General features: G+C 46.9%; 18 protein-coding genes. 14 read left to right on the top strand and 4 right to left on the bottom strand.

The genetic code is table 11. The features are described from left to right. Positions 1-33: 33 nt before the first annotated feature. Together K0H60_RS07635 and K0H60_RS07640 are read right to left on the bottom strand one after the other, a co-directional pair. Positions 34-4,314: an EAL domain-containing protein gene (locus K0H60_RS07635; protein ID WP_220057754.1), complete on the bottom strand. Its 4,281-nt coding sequence runs from the start codon at positions 4,312-4,314 to the stop codon at positions 34-36. Positions 4,315-4,600: 286 nt separating this feature from the next. Next, positions 4,601-7,390: an insulinase family protein gene (locus tag K0H60_RS07640; protein ID WP_220057755.1), complete on the bottom strand. Its 2,790-nt coding sequence runs from the start codon at positions 7,388-7,390 to the stop codon at positions 4,601-4,603. 169 nt (positions 7,391-7,559) lie between these two features. Here K0H60_RS07640 and sixA point away from each other — a divergent pair, with 169 nt between their 5' ends. Then, positions 7,560-8,030, top strand: a complete 471-nt coding sequence (gene sixA / locus K0H60_RS07645) for a phosphohistidine phosphatase SixA (protein WP_011622196.1) — start codon at positions 7,560-7,562, stop codon at positions 8,028-8,030. A 65-nt stretch (positions 8,031-8,095) separates the two neighbouring features. Here sixA and smrB read toward each other — a convergent pair whose 3' ends face one another. After that, on the bottom strand, positions 8,096-8,626 hold the full coding sequence (gene smrB, locus K0H60_RS07650; RefSeq protein WP_041416788.1) for an endonuclease SmrB: 531 nt from the start codon (positions 8,624-8,626) through the stop codon (positions 8,096-8,098). An 80-nt stretch (positions 8,627-8,706) separates the two neighbouring features. Here smrB and prmB point away from each other — a divergent pair, with 80 nt between their 5' ends. From prmB to K0H60_RS07680, 6 genes are all read left to right on the top strand, one after another. Next, positions 8,707-9,651, top strand: a complete 945-nt coding sequence (gene prmB, locus K0H60_RS07655; protein WP_220057756.1) for a 50S ribosomal protein L3 N(5)-glutamine methyltransferase — start codon at positions 8,707-8,709, stop codon at positions 9,649-9,651. Positions 9,652-9,779: 128 nt separating this feature from the next. Then, a complete protein-coding gene (gene aroC / locus K0H60_RS07660) occupies positions 9,780-10,874 on the top strand; it encodes a chorismate synthase (protein ID WP_109287736.1) in 1,095 nt (364 codons plus the stop codon). Positions 10,875-10,943: 69 nt separating this feature from the next. Next, positions 10,944-12,113, top strand: coding sequence for an MFS transporter (locus K0H60_RS07665; protein ID WP_133178922.1), 1,170 nt, complete (start codon positions 10,944-10,946; stop codon positions 12,111-12,113). Positions 12,114-12,177: 64 nt separating this feature from the next. Continuing rightward, positions 12,178-13,320 carry an ATP-NAD kinase family protein gene (locus K0H60_RS07670; RefSeq protein WP_220057757.1) on the top strand — a complete coding sequence of 381 codons (1,143 nt, stop codon included), beginning with the start codon at positions 12,178-12,180 and terminating at the stop codon, positions 13,318-13,320. 55 nt (positions 13,321-13,375) lie between these two features. After that, complete coding sequence (locus tag K0H60_RS07675; protein ID WP_011622202.1) at positions 13,376-13,657, top strand: YfcL family protein; 282 nt, start codon at positions 13,376-13,378, stop codon at positions 13,655-13,657. Positions 13,658-13,660: 3 nt separating this feature from the next. After that, on the top strand, positions 13,661-14,269 hold the full coding sequence (locus K0H60_RS07680) for an RNA methyltransferase (protein WP_220057758.1): 609 nt from the start codon (positions 13,661-13,663) through the stop codon (positions 14,267-14,269). A gap of 180 nt (positions 14,270-14,449) precedes the next feature. Here the strand turns inward: K0H60_RS07680 and mnmC1 are convergent, their stop codons facing one another. Further along, positions 14,450-16,543, bottom strand: coding sequence for an FAD-dependent 5-carboxymethylaminomethyl-2-thiouridine(34) oxidoreductase MnmC1 (gene mnmC1 / locus K0H60_RS07685; RefSeq protein ID WP_220057759.1), 2,094 nt, complete (start codon positions 16,541-16,543; stop codon positions 14,450-14,452). A gap of 138 nt (positions 16,544-16,681) precedes the next feature. Between mnmC1 and fabB the strand changes: the two genes are divergently transcribed. The 7 genes from fabB to truA all read left to right on the top strand — a co-directional run bounded on the left by fabB (position 16,682) and on the right by truA (position 25,535). Continuing rightward, positions 16,682-17,893 (top strand): beta-ketoacyl-ACP synthase I, encoded by a 1,212-nt coding sequence (fabB, locus tag K0H60_RS07690; protein ID WP_167373641.1) that lies wholly within the window; start codon positions 16,682-16,684, stop codon positions 17,891-17,893. Between the two features lie 163 nt (positions 17,894-18,056). Continuing rightward, a complete protein-coding gene (gene tnpA, locus K0H60_RS07695; RefSeq protein WP_220057760.1) occupies positions 18,057-18,494 on the top strand; it encodes an IS200/IS605-like element ISShes4 family transposase in 438 nt (145 codons plus the stop codon). 203 nt (positions 18,495-18,697) lie between these two features. After that, positions 18,698-18,934 (top strand): hypothetical protein, encoded by a 237-nt coding sequence (locus K0H60_RS20525; RefSeq protein WP_258405801.1) that lies wholly within the window; start codon positions 18,698-18,700, stop codon positions 18,932-18,934. Next, positions 18,931-20,061: a 4-phosphoerythronate dehydrogenase gene (locus K0H60_RS07700; protein WP_220057761.1), complete on the top strand. Its 1,131-nt coding sequence runs from the start codon at positions 18,931-18,933 to the stop codon at positions 20,059-20,061. Before K0H60_RS20525 ends, K0H60_RS07700 begins: the two co-directional genes overlap by 4 nt. 2 nt (positions 20,062-20,063) lie before the next feature. Further along, complete coding sequence (locus tag K0H60_RS07705; RefSeq protein ID WP_023267706.1) at positions 20,064-21,080, top strand: aspartate-semialdehyde dehydrogenase; 1,017 nt, start codon at positions 20,064-20,066, stop codon at positions 21,078-21,080. Between the two features lie 179 nt (positions 21,081-21,259). Next, on the top strand, positions 21,260-24,646 hold the full coding sequence (locus K0H60_RS07710; RefSeq protein WP_220057762.1) for a FimV/HubP family polar landmark protein: 3,387 nt from the start codon (positions 21,260-21,262) through the stop codon (positions 24,644-24,646). 103 nt (positions 24,647-24,749) lie between these two features. Next, positions 24,750-25,535 (top strand): tRNA pseudouridine(38-40) synthase TruA, encoded by a 786-nt coding sequence (gene truA, locus K0H60_RS07715; protein WP_220057763.1) that lies wholly within the window; start codon positions 24,750-24,752, stop codon positions 25,533-25,535. Positions 25,536-25,553: the final 18 nt, after the last annotated feature.

Here is a 25,553-nt window from a genome sequence, read left to right on the forward strand (position 1 = left end):
TTTCAAACTACCGATTGAGAGATAATTTTATGATCAAATAATCTTGTGGTGGGGCATGAATTTACTCCGATCATCTTGTAGCAATTGAGTAAATTCAATTTCATTAATCGCTTTGCTAAAGATATAACCCTGTATTTCTTCGCAGTTAAGGGCTCGAAGGATATTTAGCTGCGCGGCTTGCTCTACACCTTCGCCGACAACCGACAGACCCATATTGTGAGCGATGGTAATGATTGAATCGACCATCTTCAAATCCCGGTCTGATTTATCAATATCATCGACAAAGGCTTTATCGATTTTGAGCGTATGAATTGGGAACCGTTTTAAGTAAGAAAGCGAGGAATAACCCGTACCGAAGTCATCCAACGCGAGGCTCACTCCCATCTTAGCTAATTGCTGCATAACGGTTATAGCCATTTCTGGCTGCTTAATAACCGTCCCTTCGGTGATTTCAAGTTCCAGATGAGAGGCCGGTAATTGCGTTAAGCGCAAAATAGATTCTATGCGTTGCTGTAAATCGGGTAGGGCAAATTGACGTGACGATAAATTGACGGCGACTCTTCCTTTAAAGAGCCCTTGTTCACGCCATTTCTGCGCCGCAAAACAGGCTTTTCTGAGTACAATCTCACCGATTTCAATAATCAGGCCATTTTCTTCCGCGAGGGGAATAAAATCATTTGGCGGGATCAGTCCACGGGTGGGATGATTTAAACGGACTAAGGCTTCCATCCCTGCGACGTGACCACTTTTAAGATCGACTTTGGGTTGATAATACACTTCAAATAGATCTTCTTTTAATCCTTCACGAATAAGGTTTTCAATTTCAAGTTGTTTAATTGCATGTTGGTTAAGGGATTCTGAGTAGAATTGGTAACAATTACCACCGGCAGATTTAGCATGATACATGGCAATATCGGCTTTTCTCAGAAGTGCTTGCTCACTCTGTTCATCTTCAGGGTAGAAAACAATACCAATACTTACGCCCAAAACCAGCTGCTCATTACCGATTTCAAACATGGTTTTAAAGGCTTCAATTACTCGTCCTGCAATAGCGGCACAGGCACTAATGTCAGATGTTTTATCGAGTACAATGGCAAACTCATCGCCACCGAGGCGATAGATACTGGTGTTTTTAGGGAGAATAGACTTAATTCTGACGGACACTAGCTTGAGTAACTGATCACCAATTTGATGACCTAAGGAGTCATTGATACGTTTAAAATTGTCGAGGTCGAGTACCATTAAGGCATGGGGAATTTCTTTATTAACCAAGTTTCCTAATGTAACTTGCAAGTTTGAGCGATTGGGTAGCCCCGTTAATAGGTCATTGTTGGTGAGTTTACGAAGCTCTTCTTCTTGCTGTTTACGTCTCGATATATCAGAAAATACCCCTACGTAATGCGATAATTCACCTAACTCATCGTAAATGGCGTCAATAGTCAGTTCCATATGGAAATGGCTCTTGTCACCACGGCTGGCTTCGACTTCGCTGGCCCAGCGACCTTGTTGTTTTAACATGGTACGAATTTGATTAGAAAAGGACTCCGGATACAAATCGAAGGTGAGCAGATTACCTATAAAATCAGTGCGATTACGCTGAGATATTCTACAGCACGCTTCGTTCACCTCAACAAATCGATATTCGCTGTCGAGAATAAACATACCTTCGGAAATATTTTCAATGGCTTTTTCGAACAGTTTTAATTGTTCTTCTTTTTGCTTGAACTGGCTGATGTTTTTAATTGTGCCCGTCATCCGCAGCGCATTGTCTTTATCATCTCTTTCTACAATTTTTGCTCGGTCTAATATCCAGATCCAGCTATCATCTTTGCCTTTAACTCTGTATGCCGCTTCAAAATGGTCAGTTTCACCGTAGAAGTGTTTGTTAAGCGCTTCCCTTACTCGTTCTTGATCCATGGGATGAATATTACTTTCTTCATCACTGTTGCCAGAACGGTGACCATCCCTCGGAAATTCCAATGCTCCCCAAATATTCGAACGGAAAATATTGCCAGTTTCAATATCCCAGTCCCACATTTCATCGCCGCTTCCCCATAAAGAAAGTTTTAAGCGTTCTTCGCTTAATGCAATTTGGCGTTGAATTTCTCGTTTACGCAATATAGATTTTGTTATACCCCATATGATTAAAATAAAAATAATGGCATAAATAGATTTTGCTTCTATTGATAACCACCATGGTGGGGTAATAACTATATTTAGACTGTTTATCTTCCCAGGTTCTTTTGTTACTGGGCTTATGCCGTAGACGTTGAAAGTGTACTTCCCAGGGGATAGGTTAGTATAAGTTGCTGAGTTATTTCCTTTATCAGCGATCCAATCATTTGACAGGCCGTCTAATTGATAATAATAGTCAATATTTTTACTGACAGAACGAGGCGAGTTAAACTTTAATGTAAATGGGTAATCAGAATACTTTAATTCTATTTTTTGCGACTTTTCAATTGCTTTAGTTAGACGTCCATTGCCAACTTTCTGAACTTCATTAAAAACATAAAGTTCACTTATTACTGTTTCAATATCAATATTATGTAGATTGTCTTTTAATGTGTCGATATTGACTTGGCTTAACCCACCTATGCCTCCAAAGAAAAAGACATTACCTACAGCAACAGAGCTCTGCGTATTGTATTCATCTTGAGCACCAAAGTCTGTGTCAAGAAAGTTAACAGTATTGTCGGTTTTAATTATTATTTCTTTGATTGATGATGCAGCTATATCATTTGAAGAACTAACAGAGATCGAGTAAACAGGGTTTTTAGTTTTTATACTTAATGCTATTTCCTCAGTTTGATGGTTATAAGTATAAATTGCGGATTTTGTTCCGAAGTAGGTTATATTGTTTGCATGGGCAATACTATAAACAATTTCATCTGAGAAAATTAAGCGTTCTTGTCCATTTTTAATATCAATCAAACCTGCTTGTGTAGCTAGGATGTAATGTTCGCTAGAGATATATTTTATCTCAAAAATAGGCAGTTTTTGAGAAAGGTGAAGTGTGTTAATGATTTTGTTACTTCTAGTATCTAATTCATTTAACTCAAAATTATTAGTCCCATATAAAAGTTTTTCGTTTTTAATGTTGGATATAGAAACGACTTCATCGTTGGATATTTTAACTGATGTTGCATTTTCTAACTCAGTGGAGAATAAACCGTTTCTTCCACCAAAATAAATTTTTCTATTATTTATTGAAACGTTGGTAATGTTATCTATATTCGTTTTTATTATACCTGTACTCTTGTTTAAAGTATCAATTATGCTTATGGTATCTGAATTGGTGGCTATGGCTAAATAACGTTCGTCAGATGAAACGTTCCATACGTTTTCATTTATGTTATCAATGTGTGCAATAGTATTTTCTTTTGTTCCTACTAACAATATACCTTGATTTACGCTTGCGAGAAAAATGTGATTTTTCCTATGATATAATAAATGCGGTGGTTGTAATGATATTTTTGGAAGTGCGCCGATTAAATTTGATGTAAGAGATGTTAGATCCAAATGATATAATTTATTATTGTTTGTGTAAGTGATATTATTTTTGTCTACAGCTATATTATCAAGGGAAATATTTATAACTTTTTCAAGTGATTTACTGTTTTCATTGTATGCATATATTTCATTTTGAGTAAATATATATGAGGTCTCATTAATTTTTGCAATGTCGATGGCATTGTTTGATAATTTTTTTGTTGTATTTTTATATGATAAAAATATCGTGCCGTTATGATTTTTTAAAATATAGCCATTACTTATTTTTATAATTTTCTTTATACTGTCAAAGTCCTTGCTTGATGTCCTGTTAATGATGTTGAAAGCGTTTTTATCTATTTCAATAATTTCTTTTTCTGTACCAATAATAATAGTGCTTTCGGATTGACTAAGAGACCACACAGGAATGTTAAAGTTTTTTACTTTTTCAAATCTATCAGTGTTCTCATTATAAATGTTAAGCCCGTTGTCCGTTCCAATCAGCAATCGTTGTCCATCAAAAATGATACTTTGAATGAATGAGCTACTCAGCCCAGAATTGTCATTGGAATAGTACTTCTTAAATTCTTTGCCATCAAATCGATTCAGGCCATTTAACGTACCAATCCAAACATAGCCATCTTGGTCTTCAGAGATTGCAGTTACTGTACTTTGGGATAAACCTTCCGGAACACTAAAAGATTTTGTGTTTAGCTTTATCGGAATAGACGAAGACGTAGGCACCAATTCTTGGCTGATAGAGGGTGCACAGTACAAAAAAATGTTGAGAATGAATAGATATTTTAAGAGTGCTTTTGGCATAGTGCTGTTCTTAGTATTGTCCGAGGATGCCATGAAACAATTGTGTTACATCACTTTTCCAGAAATAGAAGCTTTTGTCAAAAGCCAGAATGTAAAAAATCCTTTTAATAGCATATAGATGGACTAATTTTGTACTTTGTCTTGACGCATTGACATTGATCTACCAACTTTTCCATCAGTTTTTTGCTTACTGACAATAGATACAACTATAGATTTACGTGCATTTAGCGATTTTGTTTGTTGGTTACCCATATGACATGAATACCATTACGTAAGTGCTAACTTGTCAAAAATTGAACTTTTCAGTGTTTTGTTTAAAGAGTTTAAGATCGGTAATCATATTGCCTGATTCAAGCTCTGACTGCGCCGCATGGGCAGAGCCTGTGCTAAAAAGCACCAGTCTATCGCTATGCTTAGTGCGCATTTTTCGCATCATAAACTTAATAAGATCTGGGCGAGTGAGTTTGTTGATTTCCGCGACCACTAATTCACGCTGATTAAACTGGTAATCACGGTTGCCCACGCTCACCCAATAACGCTGGCCTCGGGTTTTGAGGTTAGCATCATGTTCCATCACTTGATTGATGAGTCCCTGTTTAGTGCTTTCCCATTCTTCATTGGTAATTTGCATCACGGCATAATTAAAGTCCGCGATAAACTCATCAATTGCCTCTAATAAATGCAGTGGTCCCGTTGTCGGGGATTGAATATAGAAAATGAGTCCCGGATGGCGATTGAGTGGCAGATAACCTGTGCCGACCATGTAGCCCAATTGTTTTTCGGTCCGTAACTCATGGAAGAAGGTCGAAGACATAGTGTGGTTGAGTAAGCTAAACAGCGCCATTTTTTCTGGTGTCGCTGAAGCAGATTGATAATAAACAATAATCGCACTGTCTTGATGGTCTATTGCCAATTCCCGAAGCAGGGTGCCTTGCCCAGTTAAGTTGATTAATTCACGGGTCGACTCCGCGCTTGGGCTAGAGACTAAGGACAAGATATGCTCCAGTCGTTTTCCTAGGGCTTGCGCCTCTGATACAAGCCAGTCGCCATAAATCAGCCCTTCGAGGTAAATTTTCTCGTAAAAGGCGCGTACATGGTTATGCAGATCATTTAAGGTGATATTTTCAAGCATCTGCGCCATACGAGCCGGCTCATAGCTGCGTTTTTGCAGCGTGGCGGTCAGGCTAGTGAATAGCTGCGAAATCGGTTTGGCTTGCGCGAGGTTTTGCCAGCTACGTAGCAGTTGAGATTTTATTAACGCAAACCGTTCTTCGGTGAAATTACGTTCTCTCGCTTTTTGGATCAGCAGGGCTAACAGCGTTTCTTGATTCCCCGTAAAACCAGATAGATGCAGTGTGATCCCACCCTGATGGGGGTAAATATTATAACTAAGTCCTGCGACTTCCGCTTGGTAAGTGGGCTCAGTCAAGTAATCGAGCAGCATCTCAACGTATAAGCGGGTGAGGGCAGCATGTTTTGGGGTTTTACTCGCCTGTTCCGAATCAAGCGATAGATACATATGGCCTTTCGGGACATTAAACTCATCGTCTTTTTTATGCCAAATCCTGTATCCTGTTGATTCTGCAACAATCACAGGCACCGCGACTTCACTTTTATCGGGGCGAGCGATGGAGTCAGCCACGATAAAGGGATTGGCTGCGGGCAATTGCAACTCAGGGCGAATTTGTGTCACTTGCCAACGGGCAAGGGATTCGGGTTTTATCGGTAAGACTTGATATGGTGTATGGTACCAATTGGCTTTGCGGTCGGTCTTAACGGACTGTGCTATGAGTTGCAAGCGCATATTTTGCGGCGTCATTAAGCTCAATAGCTCAAGGGTTTCGCTAATATCTAAGCCATCCATGCGATAGTCACCAAAGACTAAGTCTTCCACTTCGTAGTGGTGCATGTTGATGCTTAAGTGGCTGGCTAAATCGAGGGATTTCACCTGCTCCTGATAGCGAAATGCCATCTTGAGCAGATTAGCTCTTTCTAGATAGCGCCAATCCTCAAGGCCTTGGGTTTTTATCAGCTCGATATACTCAAAGCAGCTGCACACGATATCGTCAATATTGGCCACGCCTTTGTCGGTCAGTTGCAGACCTATGCTGTAGTCCTTGAAGTTATAGCCATTGACTCCGCCGCCTGCGGAGAGATTATTCACTAACCCCTGTTCTTTAAGATACGACAGTAGGCTACCCTTACTCTCATTGCCGAGAATATGGCTAATGTAGGTCAGCGGCTTGCGTTTGTAGTAGTGGTCGATGCCAGGGAAGTTAAAACTGATACTTAAACGCTTTTGTTCCTTTAAAGGGACAATATTGATTTGCTTAAGCAGCTCATTTTCAGAAAACAGCGGCACATCAGGATACTGTTTGACTAAGTTTAAGTTGCGGACTGCACTGAAATATTGGGCCGCAAGCGCCTGAAGATCATCTAACGGCATCGGGGCGACTAAACAGAGCGTCATTAAATTGGCACTGTAATGGCTTTGATAAAACGCCAATAGCTCGCTTCTTACCTGCACCTGCTCTCCGCCAAGGGTGACTAAATTGCCGACAGAAAATTTCGAAAACGGATGCTGTTGATTGACGGTTTCTTTAAGCACTTGATAGGTACGGCGGATGTCGTCCTTCAGCTTTAAACTAAATTCAGATTCAATCGCTTGGCGCTCCCTATCGACCAGGTCGAGGTCAAACTTGGGGGCGATAAAGAATTGGCTAAATCTGTCTAGGGAGTCGGCAAAAACGTCGGCGTTGATGGTAAAAAAGAAATTGGTGTGCTCTGTGCCGGTCCACGCATTATTACTGCCGCCATGCTGATTGATAAAGGCATGATATTCGCCGGAGTCGGGGAATTTTTCAGTGCCTAAAAAGAGCATATGCTCTAAAAAATGTGCCATACCGGGTCTATCCACAGGATCATCAAAATGTCCTACGGCCACCGCCATGGAAGCGGCGGCTTGGCTGGCGTCCAAATCTTCGACCAATAATACCCTGAGGGCATTATCTAACACGAGATAACGGTACTGACGATGATCGTTTGGACTTTTGTAAATAGACTGAGAGGCTTGCAAAGAGACACTCCGGTAACGATGGCTTGTTATATATTGATAGTCTTAATGGTTTTTGGCAAATATCTCTTGTGTTTATCGACTAAAGATTAACCCTTACAAGGTTTGTTGAAATCCATTTTAGGGCTACAATTGGGATAAAACAAAAACAAGTGTGGGTAGCGAGAGAAGTATGCAGCTATTTTTGATGCGACATGGTGACGCTGGATTTAATGCTCAGTCGGATAGGGACAGAACGCTTACCGATTTAGGAAGACACCATACTGTCTTAATGAGTAACTGGTTAGCCCGAAGTGTCAGCGATTTTGATCTTGTTTTGGTCAGCCCTTATTTACGTGCGCAGCAAACCTGGCAGGAATTGAGTCAACATTTCCCCGAGCCTCGCAAATGGCTGGTGGTGGATGATTTAGTGCCGTCAGGCGATCCCGCCAATGTGGCCGCCTTAATTGTTGCCTATGCCGAATTGTACAAGGCCGATAAAGTGTTGGTGATTTCCCATATGCCACTCTTGGGCTATTTGGTCAGCGAGCTAGTCGCGGGTGTTGAGCCGCCCTTGTTTGCCACCTCAGGAATTACTCTGATAGATAAACATGCCGAGCAGGCCAGCATTGTTTGGCAACATGCGCCCCACAGCATTAGTTAATTCATTCGATAAAACAAAGGGCTCACATTAGTGGGCCCTTTGTTTTTAGAGGATAAATACGTCCATTAACGTCGATGTGGTTGATCGCCAATATCGATAAGCACCAGCAGCGCCGCATCGCCACCCCATTCTTTAGGGGCCTGATGAAACGCTTTTACCATCGGATGTTGCACCAACCACATTGGCACCTGCTGTTTTAGTATGCCAGTGCCGTAACCGTGCATCACACAACAACATTGGCTTTGCTGTTTTACGCAAGCTTGAATGAGGGCCGCGAGCTCGAGTTTAGCCTCGGATTGGCGGTAACCGTGTAAGTCCAGCAATAAATCCGGTTGGTAATCACCTCGTCTTAAGCGTTTAAGCTCGAGACTGTCGACACCCTCGTCGAGCCAACGCATTGGCCCCTGAACGGGGAGTAGCGGTTGATAAGTATCTGAGAAATAACTGTTAGCATGCAACTGTTGCTCTTTTAGTTCAATTTCTTGTTTGGTTTTTAGGGGCGCGCGAAAATGCCGCTTATCTTGGGTGATAGGTTTTATCCCCTCGATCAGCGCCGAAAACATCGCCATGCCTTCTTTGTCATCGTCTTTATTCATGGCGGGTATTCTATTGAATCCTATGGTTTCTGAATAGAGTTCAGTTACAATGTTTGTGAACATACAAGCGGGAGAGCGTTTTGGATAAGATCTTTGTAGATGAAGCTGTGACAGAGTTACGCACCATAGGTGACATGTTGCGTTGGGCGGTGAGCCGCTTTAATGATGCCAATGTGTACTATGGCCACGGGACCGATAACGCGTGGGATGAGGCTATCGCCTTAGTGTTTCATGCGCTGCACTTGCCCGAAGAAATCGGCCAACAGGTGATTTTAAGTAACTTAACCAGCAGCGAAAAACACAAAATCGTCGAGCTGATCATTCGCCGCGTACGTGAACGTTTGCCTGTGCCTTATTTAACCAATAAAGCGCGCTTCGCAGGGCTTGAGTTTTATGTGGATGAGCGTGTGTTAGTGCCTCGTTCACCGATCGCAGAGATGATTGCCAATCGCTTTAGTCCTTGGTTATACGGCAAACCCGTTAATCGTATTTTAGATTTATGTACTGGCAGTGGTTGTATCGCGATTGCCTGTGCCTACGAATTTGATGACGCCGAGGTCGATGCGCTGGATATCAGTGAAGACGCCCTCGATGTGGCGCAAATCAACGTTGAAACCTTAGGGGTGATGGACAGAGTTTTCCCGATGCAATCGGATCTGTTTTCAGCCATTCCTGAAGGTCCACAATATGATTTGATTGTCTCTAATCCGCCCTATGTGGATGAAGAAGATATCGGCGATATGCCAGATGAATACCACCATGAGCCTGCGATTGGTTTAGCCTCGGGTCGTGACGGCCTCGATTTAACCAAACGTATTTTAGCGAATGCAGCCCAATACCTGACACCAACAGGGATTTTAGTGGTTGAGGTGGGTAACTCTATGGTGCATCTGATGGAACAATTCCCTGAAGTGCCTTTCACTTGGGTGAGTTTTGAACACGGCGGTGACGGTGTGTTTGTGCTGACTCGCGATCAACTGGTCGAACATCAATCGCTTTTTGCTATTTATCGCGACGCGCAATAATCACAATAAGCACATAAATTAGGTTGAGTCTTTTCCCGCTGCCAGTTAGGCTTGCAGCGGGAAAAAGAATTGTCCAGCCATTGCTGGGCGCGGAGCGATAAGCAAATCATTTAAGGTGTAAAAAGCGGATGTCTGGAAACAGTATTGGTCAAAATTTTGTGGTGACTACCTTTGGTGAAAGTCACGGTGTGGCGCTCGGTTGTATTATTGATGGTTGCCCACCAGGGCTCGAACTCACCGAAGCCGATATGCAACATGATTTAGACCGCCGTCGTCCTGGCACATCCCGTTATACCACCGCGCGCCGTGAGCCTGATGAAGTTCGGATCTTATCTGGTGTGTTTGAAGGCAAAACCACAGGCACCTCCATTGGGCTTCTGATCGAAAACACCGATCAGCGCAGCCAAGATTACTCTAATATCAAAGATTTATTCCGCCCAGGACACGCCGATTACACCTATCAGCAAAAGTATGGTCTGCGTGATTACCGTGGTGGTGGCCGCTCATCTGCCCGCGAAACCGCTATGCGGGTTGCTGCAGGCGCTGTGGCGAAAAAGTATTTAAAACAAGTGCATGGCATTAATATCCAAGGCTATATGTCTCAACTTGGGCCGATTAGTGCCGAGACCCTCGATTTTAGTCAAATCGAGCAGAATGCCTTTTTCTTCCCCGATGCGAGTAAGCTCGAAGCGCTTGATGAGTATATGCGCGAGCTTAAAAAATCCGGTGATTCCATTGGCGCCAAAATCTCTGTGGTGGCGACGGGTGTTCCCGTTGGACTGGGCGAACCCGTGTTCGATAGGCTCGATGCCGACATCGCCCATGCCTTAATGGGCATAAACGCAGTAAAAGGCGTTGAAATTGGCGATGGCTTTGGCGTTGTCACGCAAAAGGGCTCGGAAGGACGCGATTTAATGTCGCCACTGGGTTTTGAATCAAATCATGCCGGTGGCATACTCGGCGGCATTTCATCGGGTCAACCCATCGTCGCCCATATTGCATTAAAACCAACCTCGAGTATCAGTGTGCCGGGCCAAAGCATGACGGCCCAAGGGGAAATGGCGGAAGTGGTGACTAAAGGTCGTCACGACCCCTGTGTCGGGATCCGCGCGGTACCGATCGCCGAAGCTATGCTGGCGATTGTGTTGATGGATCATCTGTTAAGACACAGAGCTCAAAATCAGGATGTTCGCAGTCATACACCGATTCTCGGCATGAGATAGGTGCGATGAATGAGACAGTCTGCATGGAATAAAGATGCATAGCGGCTGTGTAATAAATGGAATGCGTTAATGCCAACAATCTCTAGCACAAGCCAGCAGTTACGCTGGCTATGTGCCTGTTATTTTTTCTTCTTTTCAATTCTCGGCACTATGATCCCTTACCTTGGGGTGTTCTTCGAAAACCGTGGATTTAACCCTCAAGAAATTGGTTTTTTGCTCGCGATTTTAATGGCGACCCGTATCGTGGCACCCAATGTATGGGCCAAGGTGGCCGATCGCACTGGCATGCGCGCCGAATTGGTGAAGATGGGTGCGGGCGCCGCGATGCTGGCGTATTTGAGTTTCTTCTACCACGGTGGCTTTGTGTATATGGCGCTCAGCCTCGCGCTTTATACCTTCTTCTGGAACGCGATTTTGGCGCAACTTGAGGTGATCACCCTCGAGACTTTAGGTGAAAATGCTAGCCGCTATGGGCAAATCCGCAGTTTTGGCAGCATTGGCTATATCTGCTTAGTGGTCGGCGCCGGTTTTGCTATCGGCCAATGGGGCACCGAGGTGTTGCCTTATATTGGTTTAGCTTTGTTTACTGGGATGCTGGTCAGCGCCTTGCCCTTGCCTGCGAATCGTGCCGTACGTCCTCAAGGGCAGGAGCGGCAGCCGCTCAAATGGACTAAACCCATTCTGTGGTTCATGGTGTCGGCAATGTTATTACAGATGAGCGCTGGGCCTTTTTACGGCTTCTTTGTGCTTTATCTTAAGCAGGCGGGATACACCGAAGCGGCCGCAGGGATCTTTGTTGCCTTAGGTGCAATGGCCGAAATCGTGATGTTTATGTTTGCGCCTCGCTTGCTTGGACGTTATGGCGTCAATACCTTGCTTGTTGTCAGTATCGCCATGACCGCCGTGCGCTGGTTGCTGGTCGCCTTTGGCGTTGAGAGCATGTTGTTACTGGGCTTAAGCCAAGTGTTGCATGCGTTCACCTTCGGCTTGACCCATGCGGCCTCGATTCAATTTGTGCATCGAAATTTTGATGCCAGTCATCGCAGCCAAGGACAAGCCCTGTATGCCAGCTTAAGCTTTGGAGTTGGCGGCGCGCTCGGGACTTGGATTTGCGGTTATATCTGGGGTGATGGCAGTGGTGCCGTATGGTCTTGGGTATTTGCGGCGGCCTGTGCCTTTGCGGCCATGTTAGCGGTATTTTTGATCCCTAAGGATAGGGCGCAAGCGGTTGCGTCATAAGCTTATATTGATTGTGAAAAGTAACTCATTGTAAAAACTAAAATAATGAACAAGAGAGGTTAAGGTGATCCGGTTTCGTTTAGGCTTAGTCATCAATCCACTGGCGGGTTTAGGTGGAAGTGTGGGTCTTAAGGGTAGCGATGGTGTGGCAGAAGAAGCCCTTGCCTTAGGCGCCGAGCCCAAGGCGATAAAGCGTATGATGCAAGCCTTAGAAGTGATTGCCCCCTATGCCAATGATATCGAAATCATTACTGCCTCAGGTGTGATGGGAGAAGACGCCGCTAACGCCTTAGGTTTTAACACCCGTGTGGTGTATCAAACCCCAGATAAAACTCAGGCCATCGACACGCAAGCCGTAGTGCGTACCTTGCTGAACGAACCGTTGGATTTATTACTGTTTGCAGGGGGCGATGGCACGGCGCGTGATGTATATAGCGTGTTTGAACAAGCCGTTATCGACGATAAATTGCCCGTGCTTGGTGTGCCAGCTGGGGTAAAAATTCATTCGGGCGTTTATGGCATCACACCCCATGCTGCGGGAATGGTCGTGAAAATGCTGCTCGAAGGTGAGTTAGTCAGCCTTATGAGTGCCGATGTGATGGATATTGATGAAGTGGCCTTTCGCCAAGGCACGGTGCGCGCCAAACGGTTTGGTGAGCTATTAGTGCCTGCCGAACCCCGTTATGTGCAAGCGGTGAAGATGGGCGGAAAAGAAGTCGATGAGCTCGTGCTCGCCGACATTGCCGCCGATGTTATCCAGCAGATGGAAGACGAGCTGTACATTATGGGCTCGGGCAGCACGGTCGCCTTTGTGATGGAAGAGCTTGGCCTCGATAACACCCTGTTGGGGGTTGATCTGATCCAAGATAAAGCCTTAGTGGCGAGTGATTTAACCGCCAAGCAGTTGCTCGACCTTACCCAAGATAAGCCGGCAAAACTGGTTATTACCTTGATTGGCGGGCAGGGGCATATTCTCGGTCGTGGCAACCAGCAGTTGTCGCCAGAGCTGATCCGCCGCCTCGGTAAGGACAATATTATTATCCTCGCCACAAAAACTAAGCTAAAAGCACTTGAAGGACGCCCCTTAATTGTGGATAGTGGCGACCCTCAATTAGATCGTGAGCTTTGTGGCTATTACAAAGTGACGACGGGTTACCATGATTATGTGATGTATCAGGTGGCCAACCCCGACTATTCAGATTTATAGCACCGAGGGGCCAGCGGCCATTTGGGCGAAATACGTTATTGGAGAGTTTGACCCGATGTTAGAGCAGTATGAAGAAGCACTAGAACAGTGGATTGAGTCTGTAGTGAGCCATGGTGATGACGACGCCTTATTTGCCTGTGGTTATCTACAAGGGCATGTGGCGGTGGTGTTATCGCAACTCGAAGACGAAGGCGAGAGCACGCTTGAAGCCTTGCTCGAAAAAATGACCGACTGTTTAGCCCTCGCGCGCCAAGAATTAAATGATGCCGATTTTGCATTAGTGGAAGCGGCGTGGACACAATTGCATGGCAAGATTGTTAGTCATTTAGCGGCCTAATTGATGAGCACATCCACGACGACTTCGGTTGATGCCATGGCAAAACCTGAGGCGAAGCAAGCGGTTTATATCGGTCTAGTCAATCCGAAAACCCCGACCAATGTGGGCGGCATTATGCGCGCTTCGGGCTGTTATGGTGTCGATGCCGTGTTCTACACCGGCAAACGCTATGAGTATGCTGCCCGTGGGCCGCAGCAATATAATGCCGATACGCAGAGCGCCGCCGAGCGCATTCCGTTAACTGGGGTGGCCTCCTTACTCGATGCGCTCCCCTCTGACACTAAGCTGGTGTGCGTGGATTTAGTCCTAGGGGCGACACCCTTACCTGAGTTTGTGCATCCCGAGAAAGCCTTTTATGTGTTTGGCCCAGAGGATGGCACCATTGGCCAAGAGATTATCGATAGAGCCGATGAAGTAGTGTATGTGCCTACGGTCGGCTGTATGAATCTGGCGGCCTCAGTGAACGTACTGCTTTACGATAGATTGGCGAAAGCCCATCGCGAGCAGCTATCAGCTCAGACCGAGTTTGACGGTGATGCCTTGATCCGCCAAAGCCGCGACAACAATAATCGCACCCGAGTAAAAACGACTAAGCGCGGTTCTTCGCTCTAGGGTTAACGCTCAATGCTCAGTCGAAATACAAAAAGGATTAAGCACTGCTTAATCCTTTTTTGTTTTGGGCAGCCAATCATTGGGGCGATTAGATGCAAGCCTGATTAGCTTATCAATGATAAGCCTTTGTTTTAATCAACTAGTCTTCACTCAAGCCGCTCTTTACTAAACCGCTCTATGCTAAAGCGCTTTACCCTTTAGTAATTTGCGTAGCCACATCCGATTTGGGTTGAGTTTATTTAAGGTGGGCCAATCCAGTGGCAGCGGCTCACCGGTTAATTGTGCCGCCAAACATTCGGCCGCCAAGGGGCCAGAGCTTAATCCCCGCGACCCTAAGCCACCCAGGATATAAAGGCCATCGAGGATAGGAGCAGGGGTCGTTTGCCAATAATGCTTGCTTTGTTCGGCCTGCTGCTGATTGAGTTGATGCTGTTCATAGCGCGCCAATATTTCAGCCACATCGGGCGCACAGCCCATCATGGGGAAATGATCCCGCGTCACCATCCGCACGCCGACACGGGCGCTATTTCCGCTGATGTCGATATCGTCAACCCAGGCTTGGTTGGGGTAGCTTTCTTGCATTTTTCCGAGGTTTTCCCGTTGCTCCAGCGGGCAAAAATCGAGGTGCTCCGCCGCTTTGACATAACTGGCGCCGAGGCAATGCAAGCCTTGATGACTTGGCGTGAGGTAACCGTTCGCGCATAACACTGTCGCCAATTGGCTCAGCTTAAATTGGGCGGGGACGTGGCTCACTTGGCCGCGAAACGGACTTATCTGTAATCGCTCACTGGCCGAAAATTGGGTGAGCTGCGCGCCATTGGCGAGCACTAGTTGGCGGAATGGCCCAAAACGTTGGCCTTGACTGTGGAGATACCAAGCCTTTGCATCACACTCAATTTCGGTGATCTCGGTATTGAAATGGCACTGCACATTGGCAAGTTGCGAGGCCTTATCCACCGCGGCCTTGGCGTATTCAAATGGGCATACCCAGCCACCGAGTGGATAAAAAAATCCAGCCTTATCAATACCTATTTGAGCGATTTCGTTGGCTTCATTCGCATCAACAGCGTAGGCGATTTCCGCCGGCCAGTCCTGACTTTGGATAATTTTATCCAACCGTTGTTGGCTGCGCTCATCATGACCCGTTTGCAGTACCCCACAAAAGTCATGGGAAATCGCGGTAATATTAGGGGCGGCTTCTGTCTCCATCATCGACGCATGGCTCAGCGCCTCGATACGGCGACGGCTGAACAAAAATGCCTGTTGGAAAAAACGACTCAGCTCATCATTTTCAGGCGTGAGCAGGGGGTAAATTGCCCCTTGGCGATTGCCGGATGCGCCTTGGCCTAACTCGTTATCCTTACAAAACAATGTGCTACTTTGGCCTCGTTCGGCAAGGGATAGCATTAGGTTCGCTGATGCCAGTCCGCCACCGACGATAGCAATGGGGTGATCTTTAGTGGCGAGCGCTGCAGGTTTTGGGGTAAATGCCTGAGCGGTATCGGCTTGCTGGCGCAGCAGTTTGCGCTCATGGAGCAAAATCTCATCGCTGATCATCTGGCTTGGCAGCGCATCACTTGCATCACTATTCAAGGCATCTTGGCTGACGTTAAGCGTGCTAAAGCCACTGCTGTGGGCAAGCTGTTGCACGGTTTCAGCCAAATTGATCCCAATCAGCTGGGCATCATCGGTACTCAAACGGGCCATTTGCCAGACTTGCTTGCCATTTAAATGCGATGCCAAATGCGGTAAAACCAGCCATTGCCGAATGGGATTAGCAGCGCTGTGGGGCAAATTGGTGAGTGAGGTTTGCAGGTCGCCAAAATGCAAATCGACCGTGATACGGCCGTCATCAAAGATTAATCTCTGGCACACTATAATGCGCGCAGGTTTTGCCTTAAGTAAGGCATTGGCAATCGGTAGTAAATGAGGCGTTGAAATTAAGCTTTGCGATTGATCCCAAAGTAATTTAAGTTCGTAATCGTTAATGGGATTGGGCTCAAACACTTTGACTAACAGCCGTGTGTTGCTTTGAGTCTGCGTTTGCCAGTGTTGTAGTAGAGAGAGCAGCTCGAGTCCATCGCCTAATCCCCATTGTCCCATGACGCACAGTCCCTGACCGAGTTGAACTGATGGCGTCGTTAAGCGAGAGAGTCGAAGGCGAGTTAAATTGTCCAGAGACTGTACAGTAGTCAACGCGCATGGGGGATAAAGGTTGATCAATTGCGGGTAATCACGCTTAAATTGACAAGATTTTTGGGGCTTAGCAGTCAAAGAAATATACTCTCAGTCTCATATTGGGCATTATTTTACCCGCCTTTATGGAAAGCTGACCACTTAATTGAAGCAAAACAGATACTATTGGCTCAGCAAAAAGTAGGTACTGACATGTACACAATGGATAGCAATAAAATGAAAAGAGTCGTGATCACCGGAATGGGTGTTGTTTCAAGTATCGGTAATAACAAGCAAGAAGTGACTGAGTCACTTAAAGCGGGCCGTAGTGGTATTACACATTCCGCTCAGTTTGAAGAAATGCAACTACGCAGTCATGTATGGGGCAATATCAAATTAGATCCTTCTGAGCTGATTGACCGTAAAGCGCTGCGTTTTATGGGCGATGCTGCGGCATATGCTTACATTGCAATGCAAGAAGCCATAAAGGATGCTCAGTTAACTGAAGAGCAGTATTCAAATCCTCGTGTAGGTTTGATTGTGGGCACAGGCGGCGCTTCGTCTTCTAACCAAGTTCAAGCTGCGGATATTCTGCGCGAAAAAGGCGTAAAACGCGTGGGTCCTTATATCGTGCCACGCATTATGTCGAGCACGGCCAGCGCGTGTTTGGCAACTCCCTTCAAAATCAAAGGCATGAACTACTCAATAAGTTCAGCCTGTGCGACCAGTGCTCACTGTATCGGTCACGCCGTTGAACTTATCCAAATGGGTAAGCAAGATATGGTGTTTGCGGGCGGTTCAGAAGAAGTGGATTGGACCCTGACCATGGGCTTCGATGCGATGGGCGCACTGTCGACTAAATACAACGAGACTCCAGAAAAAGCTTCTCGTACCTATGATGCGGACCGTGATGGTTTCGTGATCTCTGGCGGCGGCGGTATCTTAATCGTTGAAGAGTTAGAGCACGCTCTGGCTCGTGGCGCGAAGATCTACGCTGAAGTGATTGGTTATGGTGCATCATCAGACGGTTACGACATGGTAGCTCCGTCTGGTGAAGGTGCGGTGCGTTGTATGCAAATGGCTCTGGCCGATGTGGACACGCCAATTGATTACATCAACACCCATGGTACTTCTACCCCAGTTGGTGACGTGCGTGAGTTAGAAGCTTTGCGTGAAGTCTTTAAAGACAAGTGCCCACCAGTTGCATCGACTAAGTCTATGACTGGCCATGCCTTAGGCGCGGCGGGTGTACACGAAGCCATCTACAGCTTGATCATGATGGAAAACAGCTTTATTGCTCCAAGCATCAACATCGATAACTTAGATGAAGCCGCGAAAGACATGCCAATCGTGCGTGAATACCGCGATGCTGAGCTAAACACTGTGATGAGCAACAGCTTTGGTTTTGGTGGCACTAACGCAACATTAGTGATGCGTAAATATAAGTAAGCCATTATTATCGTTAAAAAAGGAAGCTTAGGCTTCCTTTTTTATTGTCATCCCAAAACCACCGCCTCTGGCGGTGGTGATTGTCCCTTAAGGCTATAGCCTGAATAACGCCCATGTTAAAAGAGACCTTCTTATTCACCACAAGTAAGAGGAAACGAGAAACATGGGCGATTACAAAAGTTCATCACATGTTTACTGGCGTTGTAAATATCATATCGTTTGGACGCCTAAGTACAGATTCAAAATTCTAAAAGGTAACCTTGGTAAAGAGCTCTACAGGTCGATTTATATTCTATGCAATATGAAAAGTTGTGAGGTCTTAGAATTAAACGTCCAGATAGATCATGTGCATCTAGTCGTGATAATTCCGCCAAAGTTGTCAGTATCCACATTAATGGGGATATTGAAGGGTAGGAGCGCAATAAGGCTTTTTAACAAATTCCCTCATGTTTGCAAGAAGTTATGGGGAAATAGCTTTTGGGCGAGGGGTTATTTTGTTGATACGGTAGGCGTAAATGAGGAAATCATAAGACGCTATGTTCGCCATCAAGATAAGCAAGATCTAGAGCATGATGCTCAATTGTCGCTACAGATGAAGTAGGTGTAAGGAAATAGCCCCTTCCAGGGGCAAATCAAAGCCGCCTTCTAAGAAGGCGGATTCTTTACTGGCTGAAATTCAGAAATACCAATCACATTAAATATCTAATCAGTTCAGAGCCTCACTGGCATTTCAATCCAAGGCGCATTGATGCAGAAATGGTTATTCCCTTTTAAGTCAATGTAACGCGGGAGTGGGATGCCAGTGTGGCTCCCGAAGGGCGGGGTTCAACGCGCTTTATACTGCGTTTAAGGCTTTCGACAGAGCACCACTATGCCTTCAACCCTTCGCCTTGTCTAAAGCGTGTTGAACTCCCGCTGAATGAACAGATATTTAATACGATTGGTATAATGAGACTCAGGGATTGGGTTTATGATCAGAGTCTTGCTAGAATCCTTGGCTATTCACTCTCTAGCCCATTTTTATCAGAAAGGTCCACATGAAGATTGTTGTCGATGAAAATATGCCCTATGTCGAACCCTTATTTGGGGCGTTAGGCGAGATAATCCCAGTCAATGGCCGCACGCTAACGCCTGAGCAGGTGCAAGATGCCGATGTGCTACTGGTGCGTTCGGTCACCCGAGTCAATGCTGCATTGTTAGATGCCAATCCAAAACTTAAGTTTGTCGGCAGCGCCACCATAGGGATGGACCATGTGGATCTGGCTTATCTTGCAGGGCGTGGTATTCCCTTTTCGAATGCGCCCGGCTGTAATGCGACCGCTGTCGGGGAGTTTGCCTTTATTGCGATGTTGGAACTGGCGGCGCGGTTTAACTCGCCGCTCAAGGGCAAAGTCGTGGGGATTGTCGGCGCGGGCAATACTGGTAGCGCGACGGCCAAATGCCTCGAAGCCTACGGCATTAAGGTATTACTCAATGACCCCATCAAAGCGGCCGAGGGCGATCCCCGTCATTTTGTGAGCCTTGAAACCCTGTTACTTGAAGCGGATATCATCAGTCTACATGTGCCCATCACTCGAACTGGCGAGCATAAGACGCTGCATTTATTCGATGAAGCGCGCCTGATGAGTCTTAAACCCAATACCTGGCTGGTGAACTGTTGCCGTGGTGATGTGATTGATAATCAAGCCTTAATTAAGGTTAAGCAGCAAAGGGATGATCTTAAATTGGTGCTCGATGTATGGGAAGGGGAGCCGAATCCCATGCCTGAGCTGGTACCTTTTGCTGAGTTTGCGACCCCGCATATCGCCGGTTACAGCTTAGAAGGTAAGGCCCGTGGCACTTTTATGCTGTACCAAAAGTTGTGTGAGTTGTTAGCCATTCCGGCCACGAAGCGCTTATCCGAGCTCTTGCCACCATTTCATTTTAAGGCGGTCGAGCTCGAACAAATTCCCGATGAAAAAGCCTTATTACAGCTCGCAAGATTCGTCTACGACCTGCGTGATGACGATGCCGTATTCCGAAATGGCTTTGCAAGGTCGAATGGCTTCGACACTATGAGAAAAAATCACAAACATAGACGCGAATTTAGTGCATTGGCGCTGGCTTATCACGGCCAATCTGAGGTAGATTGGTTGTCCAATTTAGGTTTTTCAGGAGTCGGTCGGTAATTATGTCGCAGGAATTTAATGTTGTCGTTTTAGGTGCATCGGGCGCAGTGGGTCAAACTATGATTGAGATCCTCGAAGAGCGTAACTTCCCGGTTGCGAACTTATATCCTTTAGCCAGTAGCCGTAGCGCCGGTGAAACGGTCAGCTTCCATGGCAAACAAGTTACCATTTTGGACGTCGAAACCTTCGATTGGAGTCAAGCACAGTTAGGCTTCTTCTCTGCCGGTGGCGATGTCTCGGCCAAGTGGGCGCCTATCGCCGCTGAAGCGGGTTGTGTGGTGATCGATAACACCTCTCACTTCCGCTACGACATTGATATTCCATTGGTTGTACCTGAGGTTAACCCCCATGCGATTGCCGATTTCCGCAACCGTAACATCATCGCTAACCCGAACTGCTCGACCATCCAAATGCTGGTGGCACTAAAACCGATTTACGACACTTACGGTATCAGCCGTATTAACGTTGCGACCTATCAGTCAGTCTCTGGTACCGGTAAAAAGGCGATTGAAGAGCTGGCAAAACAATGTACTAAGTTGCTGCAAGGTCTGCCTGCTGATGCTGAAGTTTATCCAAAGCAAATCGCGTTTAACGTATTGCCGCAAATCGATAAATTTATGGATAACGGCTACACCAAAGAAGAAATGAAAATGGTCTGGGAAACCCAGAAGATTTTCGGTGATGACGAAATCCTCGTCAACGCAACGGCCGTGCGTGTGCCAGTCTTCTATGGTCACTCAGAAGCCGTACATATCGAGACGCGTCAAGTCGCCGATGCAGAAGATATTAAAGCTTTACTGCGCGATGCCGAAGGAGTGGTATTGTTCGAATCCGATGACGAATATCCAACGGCTGTAACCCATGCAGCGGGTACCGATCCTGTTTATGTGGGTCGTGTGCGTAAGGATATTTCCCATTCTCACGGTATTAACCTTTGGGTGGTGTCGGACAATATCCGTAAAGGCGCAGCCTTAAACAGTGTGCAAATTGCCGAGATTTTAGTGAGAGATTATTACTAACTCTTAAGTGGCAATTGATGCCCAGTGAAAAAGCCTGCTGCCAGCAGGCTTTTTTTGTTTTACAATTGTGAACAGTAGCAGGGCTGGGATTTCTAGTTTATAGTAATCTCAATAAATACAATTGCCTAAAGCCTGTTATCAGCGAGATAACTTAAATAGCGCTTCAAAGGGAAGGATTGATGAAATTTCGCACTTCGTATCTTGTGGGCCTGATGGCCACCGTTTTAGCTGTTTCTTCCACGACCTCTTTTATTGATCCTGCGATAGCTGCTGATACTCCCAAAATAAAACCTTTAAAAATCATGGGACCAGACGGACAGATCCGTCAGGTCAATCATCAATATGGACCAACGACCTCTAAGGACACTTTCTGGAGTATTGCGCAAAAAGTCCGTCCCGATGCCAGTGTCAGCGTTTATCAAGTGATGGCCGCAGTATTTGATGCTAACCCCCATGCGTTTAACTCCGACAGTTATAACAGCCTCGAACGTGGCATGATTTTGCTGATCCCTTCGAAAGAAGTGATGCTCGCCATCCCCAATAGTCTGGCCATTGCCCGCGCCGAGCGCAGCGACAAGCAGGCTCGTTCTGGTGTTAAAGCCACGCCTAAGGCAGAAACCAAACCTGCGACTAAGCCAGCTGCACCGACTCAGACAGTCGCACAGCCTAAACCTAAGGTGGAGACGCCACCTAAGGCCGAGGTGAAGCCCGAAGCGGCGAAAGTGACCAATACCGAAGTGGCTGCGACGCCAACCGCGCCTAAGATGGTGAGTTCGGATGTCAATGCACGCCTCGAAGCGGCGGAGAGCAAGAATTTATCCCTGACCGATGAGTTAGCCAGAGCGCAAGATCAACTCGCGGTGAGAAATACCGATGTTGAGACACTCAAAGCCAAGGTTGAAGAATTAAATCAACAGATTGCGGTATTAGAAGAAACCCTACAGGCCAGTAAGAAGCAAAACCTTGCACTTAAAGCCGAGGTTGAGGCCGCACAAACGCCAGAGACCGCGACGACAGACGAGCCTGCCATGCCCGCAGAGCCCGATGATCTGTGGCGTAACCTGATGAGTAATCCGCTGCTCCTCGTTGCGGCGGCGGTGATCCCCGCATTATTGCTACTGGTGCTCGTTTTCTGGCTATTACGCCGTAAACGCAATAAAGAGCGCCGCGAGCTAGAAGCACAGCAGGCGGCGATGATGGCCGCGGGTGCGGCTGGCGTGGCGAGTGCGTCTGTGCTGGCGATGGATGATGACGATCTCAGCGACATGGCAGTACATCTAGATACTGACCATGCTGATTCGATCGACAGCTTACTCGATGTTGGCAGTGTTGACCTGCAACCCGAGCAGGAAATGACCGATAGCCATGAACAGATGGACATGGCATCAGAAATGTTTATTGACCCAGGTGTCAGCACTGAGCCTGAACCTCAATTTGAAGAGGATGAAGGCCAGTCTCTGGACGATCTCTGGGCAGAGGCCATGGGTGATCAAGAGGAAGCCGAAGCCTTTGCTGAAGAGAAAGCCTCATCTGGCAATATTATTGAGGAAGAAGACCTCGATGCACTGCTGGCTGGATTAGGCTCTGATGAAGAAGAGACCCCGCAGGAAGCTCAAGCTACAGCTGAAGGGCTCGACGAACTCGACGAATTAGCCGGTTTCGATTTACCTGCTGAAACTGCGCCAGATCCAGAGGATGAAGATTTAGCCGCCGCGATTGCCGCCGAGCTAGAATCTGGGCTAGGCGCTGACTTAGCCACAGAGCTGGACACTGAGCTTGAAAACGACGCAGTGCCAGCCGACGACGATATCGATGCGTTACTCGCAGGCTTTAACCAGCCAGAGGCTAACAAACCTGTCGAAGCGGCGGATGAGGATCTCGATGCCTTATTGACCGATTATGACAAGGCGCCAGCAGAAACTGCTGATGATCTCGGTGATGAAATTGCCGCCGAATTAGACGATGACTTAGCCGAGTTGGGTGTCGCGCAAACCGATGATATTGATGCTTTACTGGCAGATTTTGATAAACCCGCCGCGCCCGAACCCGATTTAAGCGATGAAATTGCCGCTGAGCTTGATGCCGACTTAACTGACATTGGCGTAAGCGAATCCGACGATATCGATGCGCTACTCGCGGGCCTCGATGCTCCAGCGCAGCCCGATCCTGAAGTCGCAGCGGCCATTGCCGCCGAGTTGGATGATGAACTCGCTCCAAACTTACCAACGAGCGATGAAGATCTCGACCAGTTATTGGCAGGCTTTAACACGCAAGAAGCGCTCGTCGAAGAGGCTGTTATCGACGACACCGTTGCCGAGGATATGGCTCAAGCAGAAGCCGCCATTGAGCGCGATGACATTGCCGCCGAACTCGAAGCCGCATTACCTGAAGACTTGTCGACGGCAGAGGACGACCTCGATTCACTCTTAGCCGAGTTCGATGTGCCTGAACAAGCCGATGCGGATGCCGACGACTTTAACTTCGACTTAGAAACCACCCATGTCGAACCAGAAGAAAAAGACGAGGAAGAAGATTTACTCAAGGGCATTGGTGCCGCCCATGCCATTGATGGCACGGACGATACCTTCGAACTGAGTGAAGAGATTGCGGATAACCAAGACAGTACGGATAACAGTGCCGATGACGCTGCCGCAGAGCCTAAGTTTACGGGTTTTGATGAAGATACTGACGATATCGCACCTGCTCTTGGTGCTGCTGTCGCCGCATCTGCCGTGGCGGCCGCCGCGAGTGCGAAGGAAAAAGAGTCATCTTTCTTCAATGACTTAAAGGCCAACAAGACTAAAGATCCCCATGTTCTCGATTGGGATACCGAACTGAATTTTGCGCCTACGCCTGAAGCGAAAACGCCGGTCAAACCTGAAACCGATTTGCCTTTAGATCCGGTACCAGTGCAGGGCACGTCGCGTAAACCGCTAGAGTTTGCGCCAGATACTCAGCCAGAGGTTGATGCCAAAAATACAGCTTCGAGCACTGAGTTTAATCTCGACGATGAGCTGGATTTAGGCCGCGAGTTTGATTTAAAAGACGATACAGATGATGTCGATTTAAGCGATGACAGCGTACTTGCCGCCTTTAGCACCAATACCGAACTCGAAGAGGAAGAGATATTAACCCCTGAGGACAGCTTTGCCCTCGATGACGAGCATACGCTTACCGTCGACGAGGCCCTAGCGGCCCTCGATGCGCAGGAATCTCGCAAGTCGAAGAAGTTTGTTCCAGAGCATGATTTAACTAACTTCCAAAACGAGCATGGCTATATCGATATCGAAAAACTGCTTAACGATGCCGAGCAGGACAACACAGAGACAGATCTCTATCCCGAAATGGATGTGGAGATGAGCGATGTGGGCGCCCTGATTGGCGATGCCGCTATGATCGACGTCGACGATGAGGAAAACTCAGTCAATGCCAAGCTCGATTTAGCCCGTGCCTATATCGAAATCGATGACAGCGACAGTGCCAAAGCATTGCTGCGGGAAGTCCAAATCGACGGTAACGAGCGTCAGCAAGAAGAAGCCGCTCGTTTACTTAAAGAGATGGGCTAATCCTTAAGGGGCTTGATTTCACACTAACGGCGCGCAGAGCGCCGTTTTTTTTGTGGGCTGCTGTGATAAAATGCGCCGCTAAATTAACTGTGAGGATGTGTGGATGCGGATTGCATTAGGTATTGAATATGACGGCAGTGGTTATTTCGGTTGGCAACGTCAGGCCGAAGTCGATTCAGTACAAGGGCAATTAGAACAAGCCTTATCTAAGGTGGCCAACGAACCCATCAGCTTGTTCTGTGCGGGACGAACCGATGCCGGCGTTCATGCAACGGGGCAGGTGGTGCATTTCGAGACTAATGCCATACGTAACGAAGGCGCGTGGACCTTAGGGGTGAATGCCAATTTGCCCGATAATATCGCCGTTCGTTGGGCAAAAGAGGTGGATGACAGTTTCCACGCCCGCTTTTCGGCCACGGCCAGACGTTACCGCTATGTGATTTACAATCATAATTTCCGCCCCGGGATCCTGCGTCACGGCGTGAGCCATTACCACGGTGATATCGACGCCGATAAAATGCATGTTGCGGCGCAGGCGCTGCTCGGTGAGCAGGACTTTACCAGTTTTCGCGCGATTCAATGCCAATCGAAAACCCCATTTCGCAATGTGCACAGCGTTAGAGTGACCCGTCAGGGCATGTATGTGATTGTCGATATTTCTGCCAACGCCTTCTTGCACCATATGGTGCGAAACATTGTCGGCTCCCTGCTGGAAATCGGCCTAGGCAACCAACCATTGACCTGGATGGCGGATTTACTGGCGCTTAAGGACCGAAATCAAGCGGCGGCCACCGCCAAACCCAATGGACTCTATTTAGTTGATGTGACATATCCCGAGCAGTATCAACTGCCTAAGTTGGCTTTAGGGCCATTGTTTATGCTGGATTAATCGCCGCTTTGCCGATTA

The sequence above is a fragment of the Shewanella mangrovisoli genome, from assembly GCF_019457635.1.
Lineage (GTDB): Bacteria > Pseudomonadota > Gammaproteobacteria > Enterobacterales > Shewanellaceae > Shewanella > Shewanella mangrovisoli.